Annotated in this window: 24 protein-coding genes and 3 pseudogenes; 4 read left to right on the top strand and 23 right to left on the bottom strand. The window is 62.6% G+C overall.

Annotated elements, in window-relative coordinates; translation table 11 throughout:
• Positions 1-62: 62 nt before the first annotated feature.
• The 18 genes and pseudogenes from nifH to NKI19_RS24655 form a co-directional block, all read right to left on the bottom strand.
• A complete protein-coding gene (gene nifH, locus NKI19_RS24740; RefSeq protein WP_352565966.1) occupies positions 63-956 on the bottom strand; it encodes a nitrogenase iron protein in 894 nt (297 codons plus the stop codon).
• A gap of 477 nt (positions 957-1,433) precedes the next feature.
• Positions 1,434-2,687 (bottom strand): type II toxin-antitoxin system HipA family toxin, encoded by a 1,254-nt coding sequence (locus NKI19_RS24735; protein ID WP_352566078.1) that lies wholly within the window; start codon positions 2,685-2,687, stop codon positions 1,434-1,436.
• Positions 2,662-2,988: a helix-turn-helix domain-containing protein gene (locus NKI19_RS24730; protein WP_352565968.1), complete on the bottom strand. Its 327-nt coding sequence runs from the start codon at positions 2,986-2,988 to the stop codon at positions 2,662-2,664. Before NKI19_RS24730 ends, NKI19_RS24735 begins: the two co-directional genes overlap by 26 nt.
• A 313-nt stretch (positions 2,989-3,301) precedes the next feature.
• Positions 3,302-3,670, bottom strand: a pseudogene (locus tag NKI19_RS24725) (transposase); the annotation flags it as partial.
• A 134-nt stretch (positions 3,671-3,804) separates the two neighbouring features.
• Positions 3,805-3,933 (bottom strand): hypothetical protein, encoded by a 129-nt coding sequence (locus NKI19_RS24720; RefSeq protein ID WP_352951244.1) that lies wholly within the window; start codon positions 3,931-3,933, stop codon positions 3,805-3,807.
• Between the two features lie 18 nt (positions 3,934-3,951).
• A pseudogene (locus NKI19_RS24715) lies at positions 3,952-4,703 on the bottom strand (NAD(P)/FAD-dependent oxidoreductase); the annotation flags it as partial.
• Between the two features lie 44 nt (positions 4,704-4,747).
• The gene (locus NKI19_RS24710; protein WP_352951243.1) at positions 4,748-4,951 is read right to left on the bottom strand and encodes an FAD-dependent oxidoreductase; all 204 of its coding nucleotides are present in this window, start codon (positions 4,949-4,951) and stop codon (positions 4,748-4,750) included.
• Positions 4,952-5,005: 54 nt separating this feature from the next.
• Positions 5,006-6,055 (bottom strand): type 2 isopentenyl-diphosphate Delta-isomerase, encoded by a 1,050-nt coding sequence (fni, locus tag NKI19_RS24705; protein ID WP_352565970.1) that lies wholly within the window; start codon positions 6,053-6,055, stop codon positions 5,006-5,008.
• Between the two features lie 85 nt (positions 6,056-6,140).
• Complete coding sequence (locus NKI19_RS24700) at positions 6,141-7,043, bottom strand: terpene synthase family protein (protein ID WP_352565971.1); 903 nt, start codon at positions 7,041-7,043, stop codon at positions 6,141-6,143.
• Positions 7,040-8,590 (bottom strand): hypothetical protein, encoded by a 1,551-nt coding sequence (locus NKI19_RS24695; RefSeq protein WP_352565972.1) that lies wholly within the window; start codon positions 8,588-8,590, stop codon positions 7,040-7,042. The genes NKI19_RS24700 and NKI19_RS24695 overlap by 4 nt, the downstream gene beginning before the upstream one ends.
• A 148-nt stretch (positions 8,591-8,738) precedes the next feature.
• Positions 8,739-9,737 (bottom strand): polyprenyl synthetase family protein, encoded by a 999-nt coding sequence (locus NKI19_RS24690; protein ID WP_352566080.1) that lies wholly within the window; start codon positions 9,735-9,737, stop codon positions 8,739-8,741.
• A gap of 154 nt (positions 9,738-9,891) precedes the next feature.
• On the bottom strand, positions 9,892-11,235 hold the full coding sequence (locus NKI19_RS24685; protein ID WP_352565974.1) for a cytochrome P450: 1,344 nt from the start codon (positions 11,233-11,235) through the stop codon (positions 9,892-9,894).
• A complete protein-coding gene (locus tag NKI19_RS24680; protein WP_352566082.1) occupies positions 11,235-12,077 on the bottom strand; it encodes an SDR family oxidoreductase in 843 nt (280 codons plus the stop codon). Before NKI19_RS24680 ends, NKI19_RS24685 begins: the two co-directional genes overlap by 1 nt.
• 168 nt (positions 12,078-12,245) lie before the next feature.
• A pseudogene (locus tag NKI19_RS24675) lies at positions 12,246-12,371 on the bottom strand (ferredoxin); the annotation flags it as partial.
• A gap of 1 nt (position 12,372) precedes the next feature.
• Positions 12,373-13,662 (bottom strand): cytochrome P450, encoded by a 1,290-nt coding sequence (locus tag NKI19_RS24670; RefSeq protein WP_352565976.1) that lies wholly within the window; start codon positions 13,660-13,662, stop codon positions 12,373-12,375.
• 94 nt (positions 13,663-13,756) lie between these two features.
• Positions 13,757-14,959, bottom strand: a complete 1,203-nt coding sequence (locus NKI19_RS24665; RefSeq protein WP_352565978.1) for a cytochrome P450 — start codon at positions 14,957-14,959, stop codon at positions 13,757-13,759.
• Between the two features lie 144 nt (positions 14,960-15,103).
• On the bottom strand, positions 15,104-15,349 hold the full coding sequence (locus NKI19_RS24660) for a hypothetical protein (RefSeq protein WP_352565980.1): 246 nt from the start codon (positions 15,347-15,349) through the stop codon (positions 15,104-15,106).
• A 389-nt stretch (positions 15,350-15,738) separates the two neighbouring features.
• Complete coding sequence (locus tag NKI19_RS24655; RefSeq protein WP_352565982.1) at positions 15,739-15,903, bottom strand: hypothetical protein; 165 nt, start codon at positions 15,901-15,903, stop codon at positions 15,739-15,741.
• Positions 15,904-16,638: 735 nt separating this feature from the next.
• On the opposite strand from NKI19_RS24655, the gene NKI19_RS24650 reads away from it, so the two are divergent.
• The 4 genes from NKI19_RS24650 to NKI19_RS24635 all read left to right on the top strand — a co-directional run bounded on the left by NKI19_RS24650 (position 16,639) and on the right by NKI19_RS24635 (position 20,441).
• The gene (locus tag NKI19_RS24650; RefSeq protein ID WP_352565984.1) at positions 16,639-17,172 is read left to right on the top strand and encodes a peroxiredoxin; all 534 of its coding nucleotides are present in this window, start codon (positions 16,639-16,641) and stop codon (positions 17,170-17,172) included.
• Positions 17,173-17,241: 69 nt separating this feature from the next.
• Entirely contained in the window at positions 17,242-18,678 is a 1,437-nt protein-coding gene (rpoN, locus tag NKI19_RS24645; RefSeq protein ID WP_352951242.1) for an RNA polymerase factor sigma-54, read from the top strand.
• A 57-nt stretch (positions 18,679-18,735) separates the two neighbouring features.
• Positions 18,736-19,953, top strand: a complete 1,218-nt coding sequence (locus NKI19_RS24640; RefSeq protein ID WP_352565987.1) for an MFS transporter — start codon at positions 18,736-18,738, stop codon at positions 19,951-19,953.
• A 320-nt stretch (positions 19,954-20,273) separates the two neighbouring features.
• Positions 20,274-20,441, top strand: coding sequence for a hypothetical protein (locus NKI19_RS24635; RefSeq protein ID WP_352565988.1), 168 nt, complete (start codon positions 20,274-20,276; stop codon positions 20,439-20,441).
• Positions 20,442-20,876: 435 nt separating this feature from the next.
• Here the strand turns inward: NKI19_RS24635 and NKI19_RS24630 are convergent, their stop codons facing one another.
• The 5 genes from NKI19_RS24630 to NKI19_RS24610 form a co-directional block, all read right to left on the bottom strand.
• Entirely contained in the window at positions 20,877-21,284 is a 408-nt protein-coding gene (locus NKI19_RS24630; RefSeq protein WP_352565990.1) for a hypothetical protein, read from the bottom strand.
• Complete coding sequence (locus NKI19_RS24625; RefSeq protein WP_352565992.1) at positions 21,281-21,940, bottom strand: hypothetical protein; 660 nt, start codon at positions 21,938-21,940, stop codon at positions 21,281-21,283. Before NKI19_RS24625 ends, NKI19_RS24630 begins: the two co-directional genes overlap by 4 nt.
• 164 nt (positions 21,941-22,104) lie before the next feature.
• Positions 22,105-22,845, bottom strand: a complete 741-nt coding sequence (locus NKI19_RS24620; RefSeq protein ID WP_352565993.1) for an HNH endonuclease signature motif containing protein — start codon at positions 22,843-22,845, stop codon at positions 22,105-22,107.
• 95 nt (positions 22,846-22,940) lie between these two features.
• Positions 22,941-24,551, bottom strand: coding sequence for an AAA family ATPase (locus NKI19_RS24615; protein WP_352565995.1), 1,611 nt, complete (start codon positions 24,549-24,551; stop codon positions 22,941-22,943).
• A gap of 11 nt (positions 24,552-24,562) precedes the next feature.
• Positions 24,563-26,245: a hypothetical protein gene (locus NKI19_RS24610; RefSeq protein WP_352565997.1), complete on the bottom strand. Its 1,683-nt coding sequence runs from the start codon at positions 26,243-26,245 to the stop codon at positions 24,563-24,565.
• Positions 26,246-26,317 lie beyond the last annotated feature (72 nt).

Genomic DNA, 26,317 nt, shown 5'->3' with positions numbered 1-26,317 from the left:
ACGAGGCGCCGTTCTTTGAAAGGCGCGCCAGGTCAAGGCCGCGCCTCGTTCGACAGCGGTCGTTACTGTGCGGCCGCCTTGGCCGCTTCCTTGACCTGAAGCTCGGCAAGCATCTGCTCGTCAGTCTTCATGATGCCGAAGTCGAGCAGCATTTCCTCGAGCTCCTCCATGGTGATCGGGGTCGGGATGGTGCCCTGGCCCGAATTGGCATGGATCTTCTCGGCCAACGCCCGGTATTCCCCGGCCTGCTTGGAGTCCGGCGCATATTGAATGACAGACATCTTCCTGAGTTCGGCGTGCTGGACGATGTTATCGCGCGGCACGAAGTGGATGAGCTTGGAATTGAGCCTGGAAGCCAGCGCTTCGGCGAGGTCGAGCTCGCGATCGGTTTGGCGCTCGTTGCAGATCAGGCCGCCGAGCCGCACGCCGCCCGAATGGGCGTATTTCAGGATGCCTTTGGCGATGTTGTTGGCGGCATAGAGCGCCATCATCTCGCCGGACATGACGATATAGATTTCCTGGGCCTTGTTCTCGCGGATCGGCATCGCGAAACCGCCGCACACCACATCCCCGAGCACGTCGTAGGAGACATAGTCGACATCGTCGTAGGCACCGTTCTCCTCGAGGAAGTTGATCGAGGTGATCACGCCGCGACCGGCGCAGCCGACACCCGGCTCGGGGCCGCCCGACTCCACGCATTTGATGCCTTTGTAGCCGACCTTGAGCACATCCTGGAGTTCGAGGTCTTCCACCGAACCTTCCTGAGCCGCGAGGTGCAGGACCGTATCCTGCGCCTTCGCGTTCAGGATCAGGCGGGTGGAGTCGGCTTTGGGGTCGCAGCCGACGATGAGGATTCTCTGCCCGAGGTCGACAAGGGCGGCGAGCGTATTTTGGGAGGTGGTGGACTTGCCGATGCCGCCCTTGCCGTAAAAGGCGATCTGTCGCAAACCTGACATGTAGCTTTCCTTCCTTCGTTCCATTCATCGCGGCTGCCGCGACATGAATGCCGGTCGGGCAGCTGTCGCCGCCTCGCACCCAAGGGTTTCAAGACTCGTGCCAATTTGGCTGGTCGAACCGAAGAATAATTTCATGGTTGCTTTTCAGGCATTTAGCTTGACGCCAAAGAAAAGATCGTCGGAACAAGCCGTGTAGCGGACCCGACAATGGCGACACAAAGCGTCGCGCGATCCTCAGTCACGCATTGTTCGAACCGCATCGTTGTGTTGAGGTCGGCGACAGCATCTCGACCCCCTTGCGGTAATTGGCGGGATGCTGCGAACTCTTCTGTTCCGGCGAGCTGACGTGCTTGGTCTCGCGTATCCTCATCGACACTGCGCGGAAGCTTGAGCCGCGCTGGCATACCTTCGATCCACGGCCATCCATCCGGGCCACGGGCGATAATTCCGCCATATCACCAACCCAAGGGGCCCGGCTCACTTATCGGCGCAGGAGTTCAGGATCGGCGTCATCGCCTTCACATGTTCGTCGATCCGCTCGAGCACTTTCGCCGCGACAACGTCGCGCTCAGGCAGATGCCACCAGTGTTCGTTGACGAGTTCGACGGTCTCGACCACTGCCTTCAGGACTGCCGGCTCCGGAAGCCTTGCACGGTTCGCGAATGCTTTCCATCGCGGTGCTGCTAGCGCCTTGAACGAACGCTCCCCTCCAAGCGAAAGCGCCATGGCGTCGGCGGGAATATATGGCACGGTCGACAGAACGTCGTAGATTGGTGCAAGCACCGGCTTGTCGCCGTTGCCGGGATAAATCAAAGACCAGTTCTTCAGGTGCATGTCGCCATTGCCGGTGACCGTCAGCACCAGGCGGCGGACGAATTCGAGAGCCGCCGTAGGCGAGACGGCCACGCCAAGGGCCAAGGCTATGTCATGATAAGCGGCCCCCTCATATTTGCGCGAGGGATAGACACCGAAGACCTGAGCGAAATCCTCGATGTGTATCCTCTCGCCATCGGCGCCCCGATCGAAGCGTTTGACGAGAAGGACCTTGCCCTCCGACAGCGTGTTGAATTCCTCGGGAATATCCTCGAAATCGGACTTCTCGACAAGTTCGCGTTCAGGCACCTCCATGCCGATCGCTGCAGCCAACGCCAGGTTGGCGAATTCATTTTCGGAAAAGCCTGGAAACGCCGTCGAAGGTAACTTGGCGATGTATCGGCCTTGCTCGTGGTCCATCGGCAAGGTCAGGCCGCCGCCTTTTCCAGTGTTCTTCATGACCGACAGCTTCATCTGCACGCCGGCAAGTGAGAACCGAGCCTTGGGCTTATGCTTTGAAGCATCCTGCGAAACCGCTATCGCGCGGTCACTGGGCAACGCCCGTACGGCTCCCGGCAAATCGGCGCCCAGCGCCGCTAAAAGATCGAAATCATTGCCTGGCCGGACAATGCCTTCGTGGTGCTTTTCCATCGCCTCGCGCAATTTCTCCTCCGGCAGGAGGTTCGCGAAGAAAGCGGGCAAGGCGCCCGCCAGAGGCTTCGGATCTTTCCGCAATCCTCCCGTCGCTGCCCGGAACGACAGGCTGAAAACCGGAAAGCCGCCCGTCGCGCGGTAGGCCTCATCGAAGTTGAATGCATTGAAATCGCCCGGCGTCCTAACGATTGTGCCGACCTTCAGTGCGTTCAAGAGCACGTCCAGCGACGGGATCGTCTTAGCGGCGCGAAAAACTGGAGCCATGATCGTCATCGTCAGGTTGAGGAACAAAAGCGGGTCGATCGTCATCATCATTCGGACGCAATAGAGCCTGGACAGCCGGCACCATGACTTGCGGAACCATCATCATTTCCAGACCGAGTGCGCGAGCGATATTCATGAGCGTCGTCGCACGCGCCGCTGCGGCTCCCTTTTCGATGTCGCGATAGCGGGGACGGGATATACCCGCCAAATCAGCGACCTGCTCCTGCGTCATGGCAGCGGCCAGCCTCGCCTGCCTGAAAAGCCGACCGATTTCGCGCAGAATTTCCGATTCAGAGGCCATCATGATACTTATACGATCTATTCCAATGCCCGATGATACGCAAAGGTATCTCATCCAGCGAGCAAGTCAAAACTTTATGATCTGTTCGCGTATCATATATGAAGATAATGATATGCAAAGAGATCATCCTTCTTCGAGGATCTCTCAGGCTTTAGCGCCGCACAGCGAACGGCGTTCCTCCGAGACCAGCTGCTATGGCCACCGGACTTCTCTGATGGCGCTGCCGCCGGTTTGCCCGGCTTCTTGCCGCCTGAGGCCTGGCGCTGCTCTTCTTTTTCGGCCTCGGTCCGGCGCTCTTCTTGCGCCCCAGCTTGGCCTCGGCTTCCAGCGACGCCATCGCCTGCTGGATCTTGGCCAGCCGGTTCTGCTTGTCGCCGGCCCAATCCGGCATCTCGTCGCCGCGCTTGTCCTTGCCGAAAGTCACGTCCTCCTCGGCATCCGCGGCCTCGGCCGCCGTCAGCATGCGAGCGACCTCGGCTTTCAATTTCAGCTCGCGCTTCTTCATGCGCTTATAACTCATCGCCTTGTGTTTCGACGCGTTCGCCTTGATCTTCTTGCCATCCAGCGCGACATGGCCGAGTTTGACCAATCCTGCCGTCTCACACAGCTTCAGAACCTGCACGAACAGCGCCTCGAGCGCCTTCAAATGCCGCTTGGGGAAGTCGCTGATCGTCCGGAAATTCGCGGCAGGCCCTGGTCGGCTGTTTTCGCCAGCTTTGGGCCATCGACCGCCTGTCGCGTTCCTTCGCGCGCCTCTGTCCCTCCAGCATCAAAAGGACCGTCGCGGCGCACCCGCCCTTCCTGCTCAAATCACATTCAGTTCCCGAAAAACGGCCGCCCGTCGGCGATCCGGCTATACCCGAACGCCGAGCAATCCACCGTGCGATAGCCGCCATGCACGATCAGTTCGGCCAGCGCCTTGCCGACCGCCGGAGCCTGCTGCAAGCCGTGGCCGGAAAAACCGTTGGCGAAGAGGAAATTGCCTACCTCCGGATCACCGCGTTCTGGTCGAGCGTGTTGTAGTCGTAATGGCCGACCCAGGCGCGCGTCGGCTTGATCGCCTCGAAGGCCGGAATACGGGTCGCCAGCACCGGCCAGATCACCTCTTCGAACAGCGGCCAGTCGGGTTCGAAATCTGTGGGGTCGGCGGGGCCTTCGCCCTCTTCCGGCTCGGCGCCGCCGGTGATGTAGACCGAACCTTCCGGCCGGACATAGATGCCGCTCGGGTCGACCAGCAGCGGCATGTCGTCATATTTTTCGCGCGCCTCGAAGACGAAGACATTGCGCTTGCGCGGCTCCACCGGCAGCGCCAGCCCGGCCATTGCTGCCACCTTGCCGGCATTCGGCCCGGCAGCATTGACGACGATGCCGGCCTCAAGCCGCTCGCCATTTTCGAGGGTCACACCGGTGACGCGGCCGCCTTGCCGCTCGATGCCGGTCACCGACGCCGTGATGAAGTCGATATCCTTCGTCCGCAGCGCCTTGCGGAACAGCATCAGCATCGCATGCGCGTCGAACCAGCCCTCGCCGCTGCGGCCGTAGGCCCCGGCACTGATACCCTCGGCCGATAGCCACGGAAACCGACGAACAAGCGCCTCGGCATCCTCGAGCACGATGTCGGCGCCCTCGGCCATCTGCGCCTCGTGGTTGGCCCGCAGGATCGGCAGCCCGTTTTCGCCAGCAAGGATGAGATAACCGCCTTCGCGAAAGCCGATATCGGCGTCCGCGCCAAACTCTTCCTTGAGCCGCCGGAACAGTTTCAGCGTGATTGCGACAGCCGGATGTTTTCAGGGATCGAGAATTGCTGGCGGATGGAGGCGCAGGACAGCGTGGTCGCGGCGCGGGAAAATTGCGGGTCGCGCTCGACAAGTGCAATCGAGCCCGAAAACCCTTCCTCGCGCAGGTAATAGGCAACCGAGGAGCCGACGATGGCTCCGCCGATGATGACGATGTCGTAATGCACTTTTTCGCTTCTCCAGTTCTAGACGCCCGCCGCCACGTGCGGGCGACGCCGGCATCAACCGGCGGGCAGATGCGCCGAGGGCAACAAGCGCGCCTGACGCAACGCCGCCAGATCAGCCGAGCCGGTGCAGAAGCAGGCGACGGCCAACTGGCGGATGACGATCTCGAAATGCGCGACAACCGCCTCGGTGGACACTGTCGCCGCACGCAGCACGCCGGCCGCCTGCCCGGCGATGTCCGCGCCCAGGCGGATGGCCTTCGCCACGTCGACGCCGTCGCGGATCCCGCCCGACGCGATCAGCTTCACCGTTGGCAGCGCCCGACGTACCGCCTGCACGCTGCCCGGGGTCGGAATCCCCCAATCGGCGAACGCCATCGCCACTGCACGGTCGGCGGCATCGCGGGCGCGCTCGCCCTCCACCGCGGCCCAACTGGTGCCGCCGGCCCCGGCGACATCGATCACCGCCACGCCCGCGTCGACGAGCGCACAGGCCACCGAAGCGGACAGGCCCGACCCCACTTCCTTGGCCACGATCGGCACGCCCACGCTGCGCGCGGCGCGAGCGATCTGCGCCAGGACGCCGCGCCAGTCGCGGTCGCCCTCCGGCTGTACCGCTTCCTGCAGCGGATTGAGATGAACGATGAGTCCATCGGCCTCCAGCGCATCCACCGCCCGGCGCGCCAGGTCCAGGCCTTCGGCCTCGCGCAGTTGCGCGGCGCCGATATTGGCCAGCAAGGGAATGTCTGGGGCCAGGCGGCGCAGCGCGCGCGTCAGTCCCTGGGAGTTGCGGGATTGCAGGCTCACGCGCTGCGAACCGACGCACATGGCTATCCCCAAGGCTTGCGCTGCCTCGCTCAGATGCCGGTTGATGGCCTCGGCGCGTGGCATGCCGCCAGTCATGGAGCTGATCAGCAGCGGCGCGCGCATGGTCTTGCCCAGCAGCGAGGCGCGCAGGTCGATCTCCGTCAGGTCCAACTCGGGCAATGCGCAGTGTTCGAAACGGATGTACTCCCAGCCGGCGGCGACCGTGGCCGACGCCGTTCGCCGATCCAGCACGATGTCCAGATGGTCATCCTTGCGCCGGCTCAGGGCGGTGTCGCTCATGCTCGCTCCATCCGTGGCGTCGGGCGACGGCGTTGCGTCGGATCGGACCGACGGCAGCGCGCGCACGCCGCCGCCTCCCGCGCGTTCAGGCCGGCGCACGCTGGCCTCCCCCCGCAGCGTCGCTGCGGTAGCGGCTGGTCGAGGTCTGGTAGTACTGCGCGCGGATGGCCGCCATGGCCTCGATCAACGGTCCCCACGGCGCCGGAAAGCGTTCTTCCGCAATCACCCGGTGCAGCATGCGCGTATGGCCGGCCAGCTCGTCGTTGAGGAACTCCACCACAGGCATAGCCGGATAGCGCTGCAGCAGCAGGATCGCCGCGTTGTCGGCCTCGCCGGCCGACCTGTCCTTTTCGCGTCCATGCAGATCGTTCTGCAGGCGCCCTATCGCGGAGATGAGCCGCAGGACCTGGCGAAACGCCGGACGCGCGCGCAAGGTCGCCATGTCCAGTCCCCACAGCAAGGACAGGCAACAGAACACGTTCGTGTAGGCGATCGAATCGATGCCGTTGTGCAGGTACTCGGCGTAGGACCAGCGTTCCGCCCCTGCCGCCTGCGCGCGTCCGGCGCGCAGCGCCGCGCAGTAGCACCGGGTATCGTCGAGAAGCTGAGCATAGTCGCGACGATCGTAGGCGACCGCGGCGAGTGAAGCGCGCAGCACATCACAGCCCTCGAATCCGGGGAGCGCGCACGGCACGCCCTGCCCCAGCGCCTGCTCCACCGCAGCGAGCTGCTCCGGCGCGATCAGGCCAAGGTCGTTGCAATCGTCGAGCCAGAACAGCAGCGCCAGTTCGCGATAGAACGCCACGATCAGCGTTTCGTCCTGCGGATCGCGGCCGGTGCGGGCGCTGGTGTCGCGCAGGCTCGGGTGAATGCGCTGCAGGATGTACTGGCCGCCCCTGACCGCTTCCACGGCATGCTCGTCGGCGAACCCGGTCAGGGAACGCCCCCACTCCAGCACCTGCTGCAGCGCGCGTTCGGTCTGGATCATGGCGCCGCTCCTGCTCCCTCGGCCAGGACGCGCCGCCCCCAACGAAGCGCCAGCCACAACCCGGCGAGTTCGGCCACGCGCACCACCCGGGTGGGGCAATACAGTTCCTTGCCGATCCACAGCGGCGTCTGCGGCCATGCATGCGCCGCATGGCGGGCGAGCATCCACTCCAGCGCACGCGCAACCGCCTGCGCGATGCGCCGGCGCCCTGTCGGTTCTTCGCTCCCGTCCATCACGTGCAACGCGAACAGCGCATAGGCGGTTTCCTCGAATGTGGACGCGCGACCGGCGCCCCAGCCGCCGTCGTCGCGCTGCGCCTGCATGAGCGCCGCCAGCGCGCGCTCGTCGCGCCACTGGGGCTTGCCTTGCGCCAGCGCAGCGACCGCATGCGCGGTGGGATACAGCCACGAAACGTGCCATTTCTCGTTGTTCCATAGACCGTGCGGGTTGCGATTGGCCTCGACGTAGGCGCTGGTGCCGGCGGCGGGCTTTCCCAACAGTCGCAACGCATGCAGGGCATGGATGTTGGTCGACACCGAGGCATTGCGCTCGCCGGGGAAGGTGACGAACAGCTCGCCGATTTCGAAATGGCGCAACGCATCGACCGCCGGGGCGCGGCCTGCAAGGCGCAGGACGCACATCGCAACGGCGGTGTCGTCCGCATCGGCCGCGAAGTGCAAGGCCGGGCCCAGACCGCGCACGCCTAGGCGGGCGTCGAGCTGCGCGACGATCACTTGCACCGCCTCGGCGAGCGCGGGATGCGCGAACAGCCCGGCCAGATGCAGGGTGTACAGCGACCAGCACGGCTCGAACACATTGATCGGCCAGACGTTGGGAACGACACCTTCGATGCCGCTGCGCGTCGCCCGCGATGCCGCCTGCAGATACGCGTCGGCGCGCCCGACCTGCGGCGTGCTCCCCTGTGTCACGGCGTGCGCACGCCACGCGGCGGTGGCCGCCGGACTGATGCCGATGCTGCCGTCGTCATCCGGACATGCGGTGGTCGGCGATGTCCCCCAGGCTTCCCAGGAGTGCAGCAACGGATGGCCGCTCGGCAATGTCGCCACCGCCCCCAGCTTGACCAGGCACGCTTGCCGCAACGGCAACAGCGCCGGGTGGCGCGGAAACGCCACGCCGCCCAGCAAGGATGCGGCCTCGCCGCACAACTGCGGCAGGATCAGCTCCGCGCCGATCGGCGCATCTTCCGGCACCGCATGTGCGTAGGGATCGGGCTGGCGCTCGAGGAACCGGGTTGCAGCCTGGACTGCGTCGGCAGCGCCGGGAAGAGGATCGGCACGCTGCAATGCCAGCAACGCCGCCCAGGTGGGCGCATGGCGGAACAGCGGGAAGTCCGCACTTCCCCATCCGCCATCGGCCTGTTGCTGCGCGATGAGCCACGCGTATGCGTCCTGCCGACCGGTGACGTTGCCGTGGAACTGCAGAGCTCGCGCCGTGTCGTAGACGGACGGACCGACGCTGCCGCCGTCGCTCATCTCGCTCAGCAGGTGGCGCAATTCGGAAAGGATCTGTTCGGACAGCGCGTTCACGCGGGATGTTCCTTCTGCAGACGGTTGACGAGAACCAGGATCGGCAGACGCCGCGCACATCGCCGCGGACTTGGGCACAGTGCAGCATGCACCGCTGGCGCCGGCCGATCGCACCGGCACAGGGGCGACTCCATGTGGACGGGCGTGCTCATGCGCATGGCGCGTGCTTGAACAGATACCCGTTGGCCCGCTGCAGTATCTGCGCCAACCGTTCCGCACGCGGCCCCAGCGGGGCGATGGCTTCCCCGGCGTCGCGCAACAAATCCAGCGCGAACTGGCGCGCTGCCTGCAGCCCCATGATCGACGCGCAGGTCGGCTTCTGCGCCGCCGCGTCCTTGCCGGGGGTCTTGCCCAGCGTCGCGGTATCCGCTGTCGCGTCGAGAATGTCGTCGATCACCTGCAACGCCAGGCCGAAACAGGCGGTGTACCGATCGAGCGCACAGTACAGTGCAGCGTGCGCGGCATCCTCCGCGATGGAGCATAGCGCGCCCATGCGAACGGACGCGCGCACTAGCGCTCCGCTCTTCATCCGGTGCATCGCTACGATCCTGTCCAGCTCGGCGTGCTTTCCGACCAGCGACAGATCCATGGCCTGCCCGCCTGCGGCACCCTCGGCGGACACGGCCTGCGCCAGTTCGCGCACGAGCGCGATACGGTTGTCTCCCGGCGCATCCAGGCTCGCCAGGGTCAGGAAGGCGTGCGCCTGCAGCGCATCGCCGACCAGGATCGCAGTGGCTTCGCCGAACTTTACGTGCACGGTCGGAAGGCCGCGGCGAAGCACGTCGTCGTCCATCGCGGGCAGGTCGTCGTGGACCAGGGTACAGGCGTGCATCATCTCGATGGCGGCGCCGACGTCGTCGAGCATGTGCGCCGGCGTGCCCGCCAGTGCGCCGGCAGCCAGACAGAGCAAGGCGCGGGTGCGCTTCCCGCCATGCAAGGTGGCGTAGCGCATGGCCGCCATCAGCTCTGTCTCACCGTCGTCTTCGGCGCAGAGCAGACGCGCCAGCGCCTGTTCGACCCGCTTTGCGCCGTCCTGCATCCAGATCTCCGGCAGCAGCCTGCCGGATGCGCCGCGCGCCTGCGCGCCCAATCCGCCGAGCGCGGAAACGCCAGTTCGGTCGTCGTGTAGCGTGGAACCGGTCTGCATATTTTTCATGTCCTTGTACCTGACACGAGATGGCCACAGCGAGCGCCAAGCCGCAGCGGTGTTGCCGGCGTCGCACCGAGCGCGTGCGCTGAGTGCAACAATGCCGCGCCTCGCCGGCGCCGCTGCCTCGCCACACGGGGCATGCGATGCCAGCTCATGAGAAGCCTATGCGGATTGCCATGGACGGATGTGCGGTCGGGTAATAGCGCCGGCCTTTTTCGACGCCGCTCAGTAACCGCGGCCGCACCCCGGCCTTGTGCATGGTCAGCGCCAAGGCAATGCAGAACTGCACCATTTCCAGCCATACCAGGTGGTAGCCGATGCAGACGTGTGGGCCGGTACCGAACTGCAGCATGTCCACCGGCCGGATCGGCTCCGTGCGTTGCAGCCACCGCGCCAGGCGGAACTGATCAGGCGCCTCGTGCAGCAGCGCCGAGGTCGAGAAATGCAGCAGCGGGATGCACAGATGGGTGCCCGCCGGAATGCGCCGTTGGCCGAGTTGCAATTCCTGCAGCGCGCGACGCGGTAGGAGCGTGGTCGCCGGATGCAGGCGCAGCGTCTCGCGGAACAGTGCCTCGGAGACCGGACACTGTGCCAGGTCCGCGTGCCGGGTCGGCACCGCGCCCACGCGTTGCGCCTCCTCGACCAGGGCGTCCCACAGCACAGGCTGCCGCGCCAGCTCGATCACCATCCAGGCCATCGTCGAGGCAGTGGTGTCGTGACCGGCAAGCAGCAGCAAGCGGATATTGGCGACCAGGACGTCATCTGAAAGCGCATCGTCGCTGCGGTCGAAGGCGCTCACCATGTCGTTGATCAACCCGGTGCGCGCGGCATGCGCGCGCGCGTCGCGGACGAACTGGCGCAACTGCGCGTCGATCCAGTCGCGGGCGGCGCGGCCGCGCCGCAAGGGCAGTCCGGGCAGGTCGACCGGGGGGGCGACGATCAACTGCAGCAGTTGCCGGTACTTGCGATGCCATCCCGGCAGGTCCTGCGCGGGGATTCCCATGAGGCTGAAGATGAGCTTGAGCATCAGGTCGCCGGTTTCGCGCAGGATGGTTACGTCGCCGCGGTCGCGCCACGCCTGCACCCGCGCCCAGATGACGGGCGCGAACAGGTCGCCGATGCCGGCCTGGGTCAGCCCCTTGGGCAGGAACGCCGCCTTGATCGCATCGCGCGCCTGCCGGTGTGCGCCGCCGTCCTGGGCAACCAACGTTCCGCCAAGCAATTCGGGCGCGATCTCTTCGATCAGCGCCGAGGACACGTCCTTGTGCCGGAGCAGTGCGAACGCATCCGGATGCACGCAGGTCATCAGGTGTCCGGCAGGGCCGAAATCCAGCCAGAAGTGGCTACCCAGCGTCCTTTCTGCGCGCCGCAGCAGGCGCGGCAGGTCGCAGACGATCGCGGGAAGGTGCCCGACCAGGGGGAAAGCGCCAGGCATGACCGGGATGTCGCATCGCAGCCGGTGCCGACGGTTAAGTGGGTTGAGCAGTATGTCCATCAGCAGCGCGCCGCCGCCGCCGGTTCGGTGTCGCCGGCAGGGCGCGCGGCGCAGCTGTTGCCACCGTCGGCGTATGTCGGCACATGCGCCAGCATGCCGCCATCGATGCACACGACCTGGCCGGTGATGAACGCAGCATCGTCGGAGAGCAGGAACGCCACCAGCGCGGCCACATCCTCGGGGCGGCCGACGCGCTGCAGGAGCTGGTGCCGGCGCAGATGCCGTTGCATGCACTCGTCCAGCTTGGCGAGGAGACGCTCGGTCATGACGAGACCCGGTGCAACGGCGTTGCAGCGGATCTGCGCATGACCGTATTGGGTGGCGAGCGAAGCCGAGAGCATGTTCATCGCCGCCTTCGACGCGGCGTAGGACGTCTGCGCCGTGTCACCGCTGAGCCCCTGGCACGACGACATGTTGACGATCGCGCCACCGCCGCGGGCGATCATCCGTGGGATGGCCTGCCGGCAGCAGAGCAGCGTGCCGCGCAGATTGGTCGCCATGGTCTGGTCCCAGACTGCCAGGTCCAGGTTGAGGATCGCGCGGTCGCGCGGGGTCAGATGCATGGCGCTCGCATTGTTCACCAGCAGGTCGACCCCCCCGAAGTGCCGCTCCGCCGTCTCGAACAGCGCTGCCACCGCCTGCTCCTCGGCGATATCCATGGCTATGGGCAGCGCGTGGCCTGCTTCGGCCGCGATCTGCGCGGTGCAGGCTATGGCCGCGGAGCCATCAATGTCGGCCACCACCACTCTGCCGCCCCCGCGCGCGATGGCGAGAGCGCATGCCTTGCCGATGCCGGCGCCAGCGCCGGTCACCACGGCCACCTTGCCTTCAAACCGTCCCATCGTGTCTCCTGAATTGCATTGGTCTTTCGCGGCATGCCGCTGGGCCTGCGCCGGAGAAGGCGTCGGGTCGGCGCTGGCGCGCTCGTCATGGCCGGCGTCGCTTTCGATGACCCGAATGGCGGCGACCGGGCACTGGTTGGCCGCAAGCCGCACGGCGGCGTGCAGCGCGTGCGGGACCGTCGCCACGCACACTTCGGCCACGCCGTCCGGTTCGCGCTGGCGAAAGGTGCCCGGCAGCGTCAGCACGCATTGCCCGGTAGTTCCACACAGATCCTGATCGACCAGGACGCGCATCTCAGCCCTCCTGCCCATGCAGCCGGACCGGCAGCGCGCGGAACGTCCTAAGGAACGCGGAGGGCTCCCGGGTCGGCTGCTCGGCCAATGCCAGCGTGGGGAAGCGCGCCTGGATCCGCGGCAGGCTTTCGGCCAACTGCACCCGGGCCAGTTGCGCACCAAGGCAGAAGTGGATGCCGTGCCCGAAGGTCAGCATGATCTTCCCGTCGATCGACATGCCAGGACTGGTGCCGTAGAACCGCACGGGATCGAAGCGGTCGGGATCGGCGAAGGCGTCCGGGTCGCGATTGCCGGCCGCGATCAGAACGCGCACGTCCGCGTTCTTCGGGATCACCACGCCGCCCAGTTCGATGTCGCGCTGGGCGATACGCGGAATGGAGCTGAACATGGCGGGCGCGTCGTAGCGCAGGGCTTCTTCGACGAATGCCTTCACCCCCACGGCATCTCCCTTCAGCCAGTGCCGCTGTTCGGGATACGCCAGCATCGCCAGGACCGCATGGCCGATGGCCGCGGCAGTGGTGGCGAAGCCGCCCAGCAGCATGCCCCAGAGCATGCTGATCAATTCCGCATCCGACAGCATCTCGGCATCGTCGTCGTGTGCGCCGACCAGCATTGACATGATGTCGTGGCGGGAATCGGTGCGCTTGCGCTGTATGAGGTCGCCGAAGTAGGCCTGCACCCTGGCGCTGGCCGCGTCCCCCGCAGCGAGTTGGGGATCGCTGGCGTGCGGGCTTAGACCTTCCAGAATGGCGCTGATTCCGGCGACGAGCGCGAACATGTCGTCCCGGGGCATGCCGAACAGTTCGCCGAAAACCAGCATGGGCAAGGCAAGCGCAAATTCCTGATGCAGGTCCACTGCCTCCCCGCGCTCCAGTGCGGGCGCCATGCCGTCCAGGCGCGCTGCGACAATGCGAGCGATGGTCGGCCTCAGGTTGTCGATCTGGCCGATGGTGAAATCGCGCGAGATCAGCCGGCGCAGACGCGTATGCGTTGGAGGTTCCTTCATCGCTAAAGTGGACGCCAGCAAACTTAGCGACAGGCTGGTCGCCGCACGCGGGAAATAGCGTGCCAGTTCGCCTGGTGCCGGCCCCCGAAAAGCATCGCCCGTGGCCTTGAGCGCCCAGTAGATGTCGGCGTGGCGGCTCAACAGAAAGAGGCCCGACGCCGCGCGATGCACCGGATCGTGCTCGCGCAACCACCGCATGAACGGATACGGGTCGTGGATGCACGCTGGCGACGCCAGTTCGGCGAAGGCGTCCCGGCATGCTGCCGTGGTTTCTTGCACGTCCATCTTGGTTACCTGTTGGCTGGCTGATCTGACCGGCGCGCGCCAGGCGCGCCGGCAAATTGCGGAGAAGATCGCGATTCCCGGCGGCGTCCGCGCATCACCAGAGCACCGGGAACTCCTCGAACCCGCCAGTGATGATCTCCTTGCGCAACTTCAGTTCTTCGGGCGCCACGGCCAGGCGCAGCGCGGGAAAGCGCTGGAAGATCGAACCGAACACCACCTTGAGTTCCAGCCTGGCCAGCGCCGCGCCGATGCAGTAGTGCGGCCCATGGGAGAACGCCAGGTGCGGGTTTTCGTCGCGTCCGATGTCGAAGATTTCCGGGTCGTCGAAATGGCGCGCATCGAACGACGTCGCCGGCAGGCCGACCAGCACTTTGCTCTCCGCAGGAATATCCACGCCCGCGATGGTCACGTCGGTCCTCGGATAGCGCATGATGCCGTCCCAGCCCGCGCCCGGCGGGTACATGCGCAGGATTTCCTCCACCGCCTTGTCCACCAGGGATGGATCGCCGACTAGGCGTTCGCGCTGTTGCGGATGGCGGAACATGGCCAGCAGGCCGAATTCGATCTGCGCGACGGTGCTCTCGTGCCCCGCCACCAGCATGCCCGTCGCCAGGCCGATCGCCTCTTCCTCGGTCGCCTTGCCCTGGTCGACCGCCGCGAGCAGATCCGTCAGCAGGTTGTCGCCAGGATCCTGGCGCTTGTCCCGCATCTTGCCGCGAATGTAGGCGCGCAGTTCTTCCCAGGCCAAACGCGACGCGCTGCGCGGGCCGCTTTCATGCTGGTGCGTCATCACCTCGTGGGACAGCCCGGCGAAAAAGGCGTGATCCTCGTAGAGCACGCCCATCAGCGCGCTGATGACCATGGCCGGAAGTGGAAAGGAGAGGTGGCGCCGCAGGTCGGCGGGCTGGGGCTGGGCCGCCAGTGTCTCGAACAACTGCGCGGCGATCACCTCGACCTGCTGCGCGAGCAGCTTCACCCTGCGGTTGCTGAAGGCCGGCGCCACGATCGTGCGTAACCGGACATGCTCGCCCCCCTCGTGCGAGACCAACCACCCCGGCGATCCGAGAATCACCGAATCCGGCGTGAATGTCGCCGGCGGCATTCCCGAGGGCCGGAACGCCGCGTCGGACAGCACCGCCTTGGCTTCATCGTAGCCTGTCACCCACCAGCCTTCGTGCCCGGACGGGAAGCGCACGCGGTGGATCGGACCGTTGGCGCGTTGCGCCAACATCTCGGGCGAGGGCTCGATGTGATCGACGCGCCACATCGGCAGCGTCGGCAAGGGTTGTCCGGACATGGTGGCACTTGATCTCTAAGCGATGGAAGGGCGGAAGGTGACCGGAAGGCGCTGCGGGCAGCGAATGGCTTAGGAAGGCATGTAGACGACGTCCTCCGCAGCGTAGCCCGATTCGATTATTAAGGTCGGCCAACGTGTAACTGCCTAGGCATACCGCGCGGCGAGATGCAGAACGTTATCCTGCGCCTTCGAGTTCAGGATAAGGCGAGTGTGGCGGGCCTTTGAGTCGCAGCCGGCCATCAAAATTTCCTGCGCAAGGGTCGACAAGGGCGGCGAGCCTGTTTGGTAGGGGGCGGTTTCGCCGAGGCCCACTTCCCATAGAATGCTATCTGATGCGGATTTGACATTTTGCTTTTCTTTCTTCGTTCCATCGATCGCGGTGCCATCCACGAAAGGAAGGTCGGTCGGCAGCTCCCGGCCCGCAACGAAAGAGCTTCAAAACTCGTGCCAATTTGGCCGATCTAGCAGAAGAAAAAAATTGTGATTGCTTTTCATCGGGTTAGCCTGAGGCCAGACAAGAGCTCGGCGAAATAGGCCGGTGTCGCGGGCCAACAAAGGGGACAGAACAGTGTCGGATAGTACGCCTCGGCGACCTTTAGGTCGGGCTTGCGACATTCTGGTCCAGTTTCGAACATAAGAGGGTGGCAAATAGACACGATTGGGGAATTCGATCCTCACGGAGTCAGGCGCTTGCCGAAGCGCGCGCTCATGGTTGCTGCGACAGGCGCATGTTCGCGAAAGCCGAGCCTGCGCACGCAAGAACACGTTTGCGGCAGACGCTACGAAATCGCTGCAGTGCTCGCCGGTGTGAGGTAGGGCATCGGCTCGGCTTTCGGTTCGTCTTTGTCCAGCCGGTGCGGAAGCGCCGCATATCCGCACCATACAGCACCCTTGTCGAGCGTGCTGACGAGGCGGTTATAGGGCGCGCCCGGTCTTGAAGACACGGTCCTCCCAAGAAAAAGGATCGCTCCAAAAGCATCTCTATTTGAAATGGCACGCCGCTTGCTGCTCCTGGTCAGAGCCCATCAAAACACGATGAAAGCGACTTGCGCCATGCCCGACACGCGAAGCTCTAGACCGTGGCCTGAGGAGACGGTGCCTGTTCCCGCTGAACGTCGGTACATCATCTCCTCCGGAGGTCCCTCCTCGGTAGCCGCTTTGCGCACGGCTGGTCCGATGCCGGCACGCCAACACATGGCGCTCGCGCAATTGCCGTCTACCGGTTCTGATCAGCATGTGAGTGCCCAACAGCCCCATCAAAGAGCCACCGAAGCCAAGGTCGGCGGGTCACTGGCAAACTTCGACAATACGCCGAACCAGCTCAGTAACGCGGGTCTCTTGCGTGAAGTCACATTTGAGGCCTCCACACGCGTTCGATATTGGCTACTTCGGGCCCGCTATCACTTTGTCCCGGGCACGAGCGCGAGCGTTGGATGCCGCTTCCGGCGCCATAGCCGTGGAAAGATTGCCCCAGCGGCTCGACAGCCTCCACTTGCTCAGATCGATGGCGTTCGGGTGACGAAGACCAGCAGCCAAGACGTTCCCCTACATCGGGATGGAAAAAGGGGGGTGCGAGCCGCGAGGGCCTCATTTCATGCCCAGCATACGAGCCTTTGCTCGGTATTGCGCCAGCCTCTACCAGAATCCAGCGCGCCAGTTTTTTCCTCAGGAGCAAGTTGATGACCGTTCAAAAGAAGGTTCCCTTCGTCACCTTTCTCACGCGTGTTCGCGATGAGTCAGTCCAGGGCCCAAATCCATATCGCTGGGAAGAAAAGACATCTGACGACTACTTTGCCGGCAAGCGCGTCATCCTGTTCTCGCTGCCTGGCGCCTTCACTCCGACCTGCTCGACCTACCAACTGCCCAATTTCGAAGAGCTCTATGATGAGTTTGAGAAGGAGGGAATTGACGCGATTTACTGCGTCTCCGTCAACGATGCCTTCGTCATGAATGCGTGGGGGAAGTCCTTGGGCCTGCAGAAGGTGGAGCTCATCCCCGATGGCTCAGGCGAGTTCACACGCAAGATGGGCATGCTGGTCGCCAAGGACAATCTCGGCTTCGGGATGCGCTCCTGGCGCTACGCCGCCCTGATCAACAATGGCGTGGTGGAGCAGTGGTTCGAGGAGGAAGGTTTCTCCGACAACTGCGAGGCCGACCCCTATCGCGTCTCATCCCCGCAAAACGTTCTCGAAACGCTGAAAGCCGCCGCATGACCTAGAAAACGTCTCACTCGTGCCATTGCCCGCCCCAAGAGGCTCCTCGACAGGATTATCGCGCTCGCCATGCAATCCTCAGCAAGCCTGCTTCAGCGCCAGAAGCAATCCATGGTCGCATCGCCTCAACTCATTGAGTCGATTCGCTTGCTGCAACTGGCGCATACTGAACTGCATCAGTTCGTCGAGCGGGAAATCGAGAAGAACCCGCTCTTGGAATCTGCGTCAAACGATGGCGGGCCTTTTGGCGATGTTTCGATTTCGGGAGCGGATCAGCCTGTCGCCCCACGCGCAAACGCCGTTGAGGGACCGACCGGGGCCGGGTCGCCTGAACGGCTCGGGCAATGGAAATCACTTCGCAACACGACCAACAACCCGCCGGGTAATGGCCCTTCCCTCGACGAGTTTGCCAGCCTCGCGGAGACATTGCACGACCATGTCGCTCGTCAGATCGCCCTCACTGCGTTCACACCACAGGAGCGGCTGATCGCTGGCCAGCTTGCCGCCGATCTGGAAGACACTGGCTATCTTCGGGCAAACCTTTTGGAGCTGGCCGAGAGCCTGAATGTCCGTGAGGCTGTTGTAGAACGGGTTCTCGGAACCTTGCAGCAATTTGATCCACCGGGAATTTTTGCGCGAACTCTCGGAGAATGCCTCGAAATCCAGTTGCGCCAGCGAGACCGGTTTGACCCGGCAATGGCAGCTTTGGTTGCCAATCTTGAAATGCTTGCGCGACGCGATTTTCAGGCACTGAAGCAGCATTGCGGCGTCGATGAAGACGACCTTCTCGACATGATGCATGAGATTCGGGCGCTCGATCCCAAGCCTGGAAACCGATTCCAATCCGGTGCGTCTGAATCAATCATACCCGACGTCTGGGTCACGCCCTCGCCGGAAGGCGGGTGGCAGATCGAACTTGATCCGGCCACACTGCCCAAGCTGCTGATCAACCAGACCTACTATGCCGAAGTGTCGCGTCAAACTGTCCAAAATTCGAAAGATCAAGCATTTCTCAACGAATGCTTGCAAAACGCGAACTGGCTAATCCGCAGCCTCGATCAGCGCGCCAAGACGATTGTTAAGGTTGCGGCTGAAATCGTGCGCCAGCAGGATGCCTTTTTGGAACATGGCGTCGCCCACCTGCGGCCTCTCAATCTCAGAACCGTCGCTGACGCGATCGGCGTGCACGAGTCGACGGTAAGCCGGGTGACCTCGAACAAGTACATGCTTACCCCGCGCGGAGTCTTTGAACTGAAGTATTTTTTCACCGTCGCGATCGCGTCCTGCCAAGGCGGCGATGCGCACTCCGCCGAAGCTGTCCGCCATCGGATCAAAGCGATGATTGCCGCAGAATCTCCCGGCGACGTGCTTTCCGACGATGACATCGCTGTCCGGCTGAAGGAAACCGGCATCGATGTTGCGCGCCGCACCGTCACAAAATATCGCGAAGCAATGAACATCCCCTCCTCCGTGCAACGCCGCCGCGAAATGCGCTTGTGTCTTTAATGTGGGTCAAGGCAGCCAACCTCATGTTGCAGTGCATCCAAAGTGGAGACTTCGTTCATGACCCGATCCGCGGCAGGCGTCATGGACGCTGTTCTGCACGACCCAGAAAAGCCCGACCAACCGTCTGGTCCCGCATGGGGCGCGGTCATTTCGCTTTCCTTGGGCACCTTCGGGCTGGTGACGGCAGAGTTTCTGCCCGTCAGCCTCCTCACGCCCCTCGCGCATGATCTCGGTGTCACCGAGGGTGCGGCTGGACAGGCGATGACGGCGACCGCTATCGTCGGGGCGATCTCGGCGCCGACGCTGGCCATCATCACAAAGCGCCTGGACCGCAGGATCGTCATGTGGGCGATGACGCTGCTGCTAATCCTGTCGGACGTTCTGGCGGCCGGCGCGTGGTCGCTGGCAGTACTCCTGACGGCACGCGTCGTGCTCGGCATAGCGCTCGGAGGCTTCTGGTCGATGTCGGCAGCACTGGCGATGCGGCTCGTTCCAAGCCACCTCCTGCCGCGCGCCATGTCGATCATCCTCACCGGCGTTTCCGTCGCTACCGTTTGCGCAGCTCCAATCGGCGCTTATGTCGGCGATATCTGGGGATGGCGAAGCGCCTTCATGGTCGCCGCAGTCGTCGGCGCCGCTACACTGCTGGTGCAACTCATAACCATTCCGAGGCTGCCTCCGGTTGGAGTGGCTAGCTTCCGCAGCCCGCTGGATGTGGCCAAGATTCCGACGATCAAGGTCGCGCTTTTGGTCGTCCTGCTGGTCGCTTCCGGCCACTTCGCCGGCTTCACCTATATCCGCGCCTTCCTCGAGAAGGTTCCCGCGCTGGATGTCGAGACGATCTCGCTTGTGTTGCTTGCTTTTGGCATCGGCGGATTCTTCGGCAATTTGGCCGGCGGGCTGCTGGCCCAGTACAGTCTCAAGGCAGTCGCGGCCCTTGCACCGCTGCTCATAGCGATAGCCGCTGTTTCGCTGCTGACGGCGGGAGCATCGGCCTCGGCCTCGGCGGTTGCGGTTGCCGCCTGGGGCTTTGCCTTCGGCGCAGTGCCGGTGGGATTGCAGACGTGGATGGTGTGGCGCGCCGCTCCCGAGCAGGCCGAAAGCGCCGGTGTGCTGATGGTCGTAGCGTTCCAAGTGGCAATCGCAGCCGGCGCGATTTTCGGCGGACTATTGGTGGACAATGCCGGGATTACCAGTGCCATTGCCTACAGTGCTGTTGCCACGTTCCTCGCCGCCCTGACAGTGTTCCTGCTCGGCCCGAAGCGCGAAACCTAGACCGCCTGACAGAAGAGGTCTCAGCAGCGCAGCGGGACGAGAGATGCAATCGCATGCACGGCGCGGCGCGATCCTCTGCATGATTACGCATGGACCAGCGCAAGCGCCTCGCCGGCTTCACCTCCGGGCCATAGCGACCTTCGCCGCGGCGTACCAGTCATAATGACCGTCGTACAAAACCTGGTGATAGTGTGTGCAGCGCCAAGCTGATTTCAGCTTCGGGATTTTTGATTTTGTGCGCCTCGTCAAGCAAGGCCGCTACCCTGCAGGTTTTGAGAAAGAGCTCCCAGCCGCTTTCTCTCAGAAACTAGAACCTCATAATGCGCGAGATAAATCCTCGCGGGACTGTTGAAGGCATAGAAGTTCGCGTTCCGGTCCTGCCCGATGATGCGCGGGCGCAGGTGGCTGTGGCTGCCGATTTCGGTCCGCCAATTCTCAATCAGACTCTTCTTCGTGATGATGAGCACAGAGTCAACGAGGTCGCGTGAGAGCCATGAGAGCGCAAGGTCTAGGCCGATCTTTGTCTTTCCTAGCCCCTGCTCATGCAATATCGCTGCGTAGGGAAGGTCCCTTATGGCGTTGAAGCGTCCAGTTGATGTGAGAATGCCGAGCGCTTGGCATCGAGACTTGCCGATTCTGCACCTTCAACATTGCTTCACTCCCAGGCCGTCAATGACGACGGCTTGTGTTCGAGCATCTTGAAAGGGAGCTTTGAGCTCGACGAGTAGACGTCGAGCGGCCATGGACGCCGGCAGAGGAACGCTCAGCACAAAGATGCCCTTCGGTGTCTGAGCAAGATAGGGAGAAATGCGTTGATCTGCTTTCGGCTATGTTCGTTTTCCCGGTCGGCTTTCGTTTCGCCTCGCCAATGAGCGAGGCTGTCGTTGGGACATTGATTGCAAACAGGTCGGGCACATAACCGTTCACCCGTGGTCGCCGCTCACTGCGCAGCGGCCGGACCGCATCGTCCCTGATAGAGACGTTTGCAAGCCACCCAGCGCCATTTCGGCATATCCGAAGCAAGGCTGTTGCGTTACGGACGCCTGCAACGGAACGACAGAGGCCTGCTCGTGCCAAATTGGCGGATGGTCGCCCGCAGGATTCGCTCTGTCGAGCAACTTGTCAGGTTCGACGTGGTCGCCCGCCAGCTTCCGGCACCGGCGCGCAAGCTCATCCTGGACCCTACCGGAGAACGCTTCGCGGACCTGCCTGATGGAGTCGGCAGCGCCCTCGGATTCTAGAAGGCGGTCGATCTCTGAAAGCCGGAAGACGCCACGCTCGGGATCAGACACCTGATCGGCTCCGTCGACGATCGCGGTTTCGATCTTCACCAGGAGTGGCCCCGATGTTCAGCCACCCATTCCGGCGCTATCGCCGCCACCGCCACCATCCTGAATCGCAGCCGGTCCACTTCCTGAGGACGGTAGGCGCCGAGGCTCCGCTTGATGTCCAGGATCAGCCCGCTGTGTGTTGTTTTGTTCACCACGAAGAGATCAGGCTTGTAGGTCTCGGTCGAATGTACCCGAGATGTAAAGCGCACACCCTTGATCTTACCGGAAGGTGTCCGCTTCAGCATCTCCTGCGCGGCGGACACGATCGGCATCGCCGTTGTCGACAGGAGTTTGAGGTCGGGGTTCTTCTGGACGGCCTGCCCGATGGCCAGTTCAAGCAGCCGACCTTCCTGCATCACCGCCGAACGGAAGAAGCCGAAGAGCGACGCACACTCGCCGAAGGTGAGGTCGCCCCGGGCCTCTCCGGCGAGCGCCGCCTTCATCGCTTCGTCGACCAGCCTGTCGATGTCGTCGTCGAAGGGTCCAGGCCGCACCGATCCAGTCGATAGCCCCAGATGGCGTCGATTACCCGCCCGCCGCACCGTCGCATTCCGCCTGTCCCCTTCCGGACGGCGGAAATGCCATCTAACAATTCTCATAGCGCCAAGACCTCTTACCAGGTTGCGGGTCAGGCCTCCGTTCGGTGTTGCAAGCACGGGCCGATTTCGTCTTGCCCTAACGTGAGCGCCGCTAGCCGATCGGGATCCGGACCAGATCTCAAGCTACGAGCTCAGACATGGTTATTTGTCAGGACGGCGTCTAGGTTAAGGGCGGCTGCCATTGTGTTCTTCGATGATGAAATTCCGTTCTGGCGGCGGTGCTAGTTTTGCAGATTGCCCGCACAGAAAGGTTCACTCTCGGCAGCCGCCAGATAGCCGGCGGCTTCCAGTGAATTGCCGTGCCGACCGAAATGCCTATCCGACTCACTACGGAAATGATCGGCCATACCCTGCGAGCCGAGGAGCGCAGACTTTTCAGCGAGATCGCTTTCGATCTCGACGAGGACTCTTGAGGCCCGCTCCCGAAAACGCCGGTTTAGCTCCAGCGCGCCAAAATGATAGGCAAGGCGTCCCGCGAGATTGCCGTAGATCTCGGCATCTAGCGCCACCCGGTAGTGCAGCACAGGGCCGCCAGCCTCATAGCCAAGTTCGGCGAAGAGCCAGCGGATTGCCGGCAGCGCATCAAAATACGGGTGCAGCAGATAGCGGTCTGCAGCCTGCGGCTGCTCGGCTAGTTTAATGTGATTGCAGGCGTGGCAGATCGGGACGAGGTTGGCCGGGCAGATGTTCAGTTCCCGGTAGTCCATCTTGGGCAAGAAGTGATCGACCTCGTAGACTTCGCCGAAAGTGCAGTAAGGACAGTAGCGTGCCGAGTTTCGAATGACATCGTATGCCCAACGACCGCGACCCTCCTTGTCCACAAGGCGGTTGTCGTAAAGCGGGCGGACAAGTTTCTCCTCGGGGGCCGTGAGGTCGATCGGCGCAACACCGGCCAGCCCGCCGCCCGCAGCCGCGCCGACAAAGATCGCACCGGCACCCACTATTTGGTCACCGAGGTTCACAAGGGTAGCCCGGTCGGCATTCCTTTGTGTCTGAGCGACGCAATCATCAAATAGCGACCGATGATCGATCGCAGGCACAGGGAGAGGGAGCAAGGCTATTCCTCTCCTGCCACGAATGCGCGGGTAAGGGCTCGGCCCTCGCTTCCAATTTGCTTGTCAAAACGAGCCTGCACATAGTCGTAGTCCCTGCCGAGCGCAGCCTCTTGCAGCAGTTTGTAAAAGCCACTCTGTTCAACCTCCAGGCCGAAGACCTTTCTGGTCAAGACGCTGACATTCTCGGCAAAGGTCTCGTCGTCTGGGCGCAGTACACGGAGACTTTCCCCCGACCGCATCAACATCGATACGCAACTGGCCGGAACCTCTTGTAGCACAACAGGCGAATGTGTGGCGACGATCGCCACAGCATTTCGCGACACAAGAAGATCGGAAACGGCCCGAACGAAGGAGCCTAGCAGCGGCGGATGAAGATGTGTCTCCGGCTCATCCATGAGCACAAGCGAGCGGTCACTGATGCATTCGACCAGCCGTGTCAGCGTGAGGAGGACGATCTTGTGTCCGGAGCTCATGCGGGAAAACGCCACTAGCATGCGGTCAATGGCGTCTGCCTGTCCGGAGAGGAACATGGCCTCAACGCCGATATCACCGATGCCTGGATCTGAGGATACGATCCGCATAGCATCGAGCCAGCGTTCTAGATGCTGGGGTTCGGCCGAGACGTTGTGCAGGGACTGCCCGAACTCGGCATCGAGCTCGTCGGTAGATTTGATTCTGACGCGGCCATCACCCGGTGCAGGAGCGCCGTCCGACTTGATCCCGACGTAGTAGTAAGGAAGCGTTGTCTCGGTACGTGCACGCCCGTTGGGGATGGGATCGAAGCGATCGAACACGCTGAAGGAGACAATCACGAGATTCAGGAACTCGCTCGGACCGGACTCCTGCGTATCAAACGCGAACTGCCCTTGGATACCGATGGAGGCGGCATGATTGTTCATAAGCGCGTCTGCCATACCTGCGAGAAGACGCGTTTTTCCGACCCCGTTGCGACCGATCAGCACGTGAATGTTGGTCGGCGGGCGAGAGTCCGGCTTCACATCAAAGAGGGAGCGTTCGGTTCCAGAGCCGCCCGCCTCGGAGGGAAAATCGAACCAGAATCGGTACGGGGTGAGGCTGGCATTGCCGCGCAGGATGCGGGGAAAGCTATGCGACACATCTGTCACAGAGACATCGCGCAGGAGCGAGGACCTCATCGCTGGCTCATTGCGGAATGTCCCGAAGATCGCGGGGGCAGCTACGCAATCGCGCAGATCAGCGAGGTGGCCGCGGCGCAGTGGCAAGGGCAACGAGGATAGCTCTATGTAGTATTCGCGCCCACGACCGATCGAGCAGTAGCGCTCATCCAGGGCCTCGAACTGCAATGGTAACTCCACGTAACCGCCATCCATGCCGGCTTGCATGATACGAACGGAAGCAAGATCGTAACGTCGAGCGTTTTCGTCGAAAAGGACTACTTCGAAGAGTGTTTTGAATCCGAAATCATCCCAAGTATTGCGGACGAGGTAACATATATCCGATGCGGAGACGTCTGGGCCAAGGCGCATTTCAACGACTTCATATTGCATAAGGTTTGCAGCCCCCATCTGAAGGACAAATTTCTGACGAACGCAGCTGGACGGTTCAAGTGCTTGGTCCCAGATGCTACCGACCATGTCTCCAAATGTTAGCCGGCTACGGTCTCGATCTGGAACCCCTCAAGCTCAAAGGTCTCGATACGCGAGTCCGTAGCCGGAATCTGAACGCGCCGACCGCTTCTCCAGAGGCGCAATAGCGGGTCAGCGGCGTGTCTTGCTTTAAGGCAACGTCTCAATAGGTCGTACCAAGACATCCAGGCCGCCCGGTCGTCCTGTGGCTCTCCGCCCGAGAACTTGGCAGCGTTACGCGTGAGCACGAAAAGACACATCGACTGGGCACCTCCAGCTATCTCCTTTGCAACACCTAGTCGCAAGGCCCGCTCTTCACCGCTTAAACCATCACAATAGCGGGACACGATTTCGATCCAGTTGTTGCCTTCCTTTGTAAGGTTTTTCTGGCGGCTGGCACGTTCGGATAGGGAATTCTCGAAGGAATCCTGCCATTTTAACTGAAAGACGGCCATGGTTCCGGCTGCGCGATCTAGAATGACAGCGTCAATATCGGTCAGATCGCGACGCCCCCGGCGGAGCCGATGTGGCTTTTCGGGCATGTAAAAACGTGGCTCCGGAAACAGCTCACGTAAGTTGCGTCGAAATGTTGCCTCACGTGCGTTGACCGCCCGATCCCAGTCTCGACGAAACGTTCGCTGAAGTTTGCGCGTAGTCCAAGGGAATGGATTGTTGAGACCACCGAAGATTGGTTTGTGCCAGCATTGATCGCCTCCTCTGATCAGCAGTGCCTGAGGGCAATCGGGTATTGATCTTAGATGCGCCGCATCGACTGGAGACATCCCTATGATTTCAAGCATCATCGAGGCCTCTGTATCTTTCAGGCCGAGGAGTCCACCCCATTGATCGCGTAGCTCATGGTCGAATGAAAAAATGGTCAGGATATCTCTGGGTGCCGGGGCGGTCGGCCTGGCGAGCAGGGTGTCGACAAACGCGGAATGTTTTAGACAGCGGGCCATTCCGGAAACAATCGCGGTCCGATACTGGCCAAAGGTAAGTGGCCCGATCTTGCTATCATCCGGCAAACTGTCGTTGCCAGGTAAGCTCCGTGCTCTTAGTTCGGCATAGGTTTCGAAGTACTCTTCCAGCTCTCGGGAGGACGAGTATTTTATGTCGAACGTCGCATCTACCTCGACGCGTCTTTCGAGTTCTTGGATAACCCAAGCTCCTCTATCTGCTTCTAATGCGTCCAGAAATGGCCGATCAGATTTCTTCAAATGTCGAGTGTACCAAACGATGGCTTGGCGATCGACGGCTTCTAAGTCGCCTGCAAGGACCACGAAACGAATCGCACCAGACGCCGTCGCTTCGAGTGTGGCGAGTTCATAGCGCACCAGATCGACAAGGCGCCGAAGGTGCGAAACAAGACCCGAGCGATAGAGTAGACCGCTAGCCCAGAGGGATCGACTATCGCTTGTTCGCGCCCACATCGCTCCAGGGCCGAGCATTCCATTCGGCAGAAAAAGCGAGAGTGCGCGGCTGGCACCAAGCCAACAAATGTCGAGGTAGCTGGGAAGATCGGAAACTCGATGGTTAGGTGCAAAAGCCCGAAAATAGCCCACCGAGTCGACGGCTCGGATGATTTCGAGAAGCGCAGACCGCTCCGAGCCCTTGACTTGCTGCCTAAGCGTCTGTTCACCCGCATCGATCCTGGATAGCAGTTGGGTCAACTTTTCCTGTGCCTCACTTCCGGATATGGCCATTGTTCTGCTGGTCCAATGCGACCTTCACGATCCAGTCTCAAGTAGCAAAAGTTCTACTACACCCAGGCGCTG

The sequence above is a fragment of the Mesorhizobium sp. M0751 genome (assembly GCF_040320265.1).
GTDB lineage: Bacteria > Pseudomonadota > Alphaproteobacteria > Rhizobiales > Rhizobiaceae > Mesorhizobium.
This window is presented reverse-complemented; position numbering and strand designations above follow the sequence as displayed.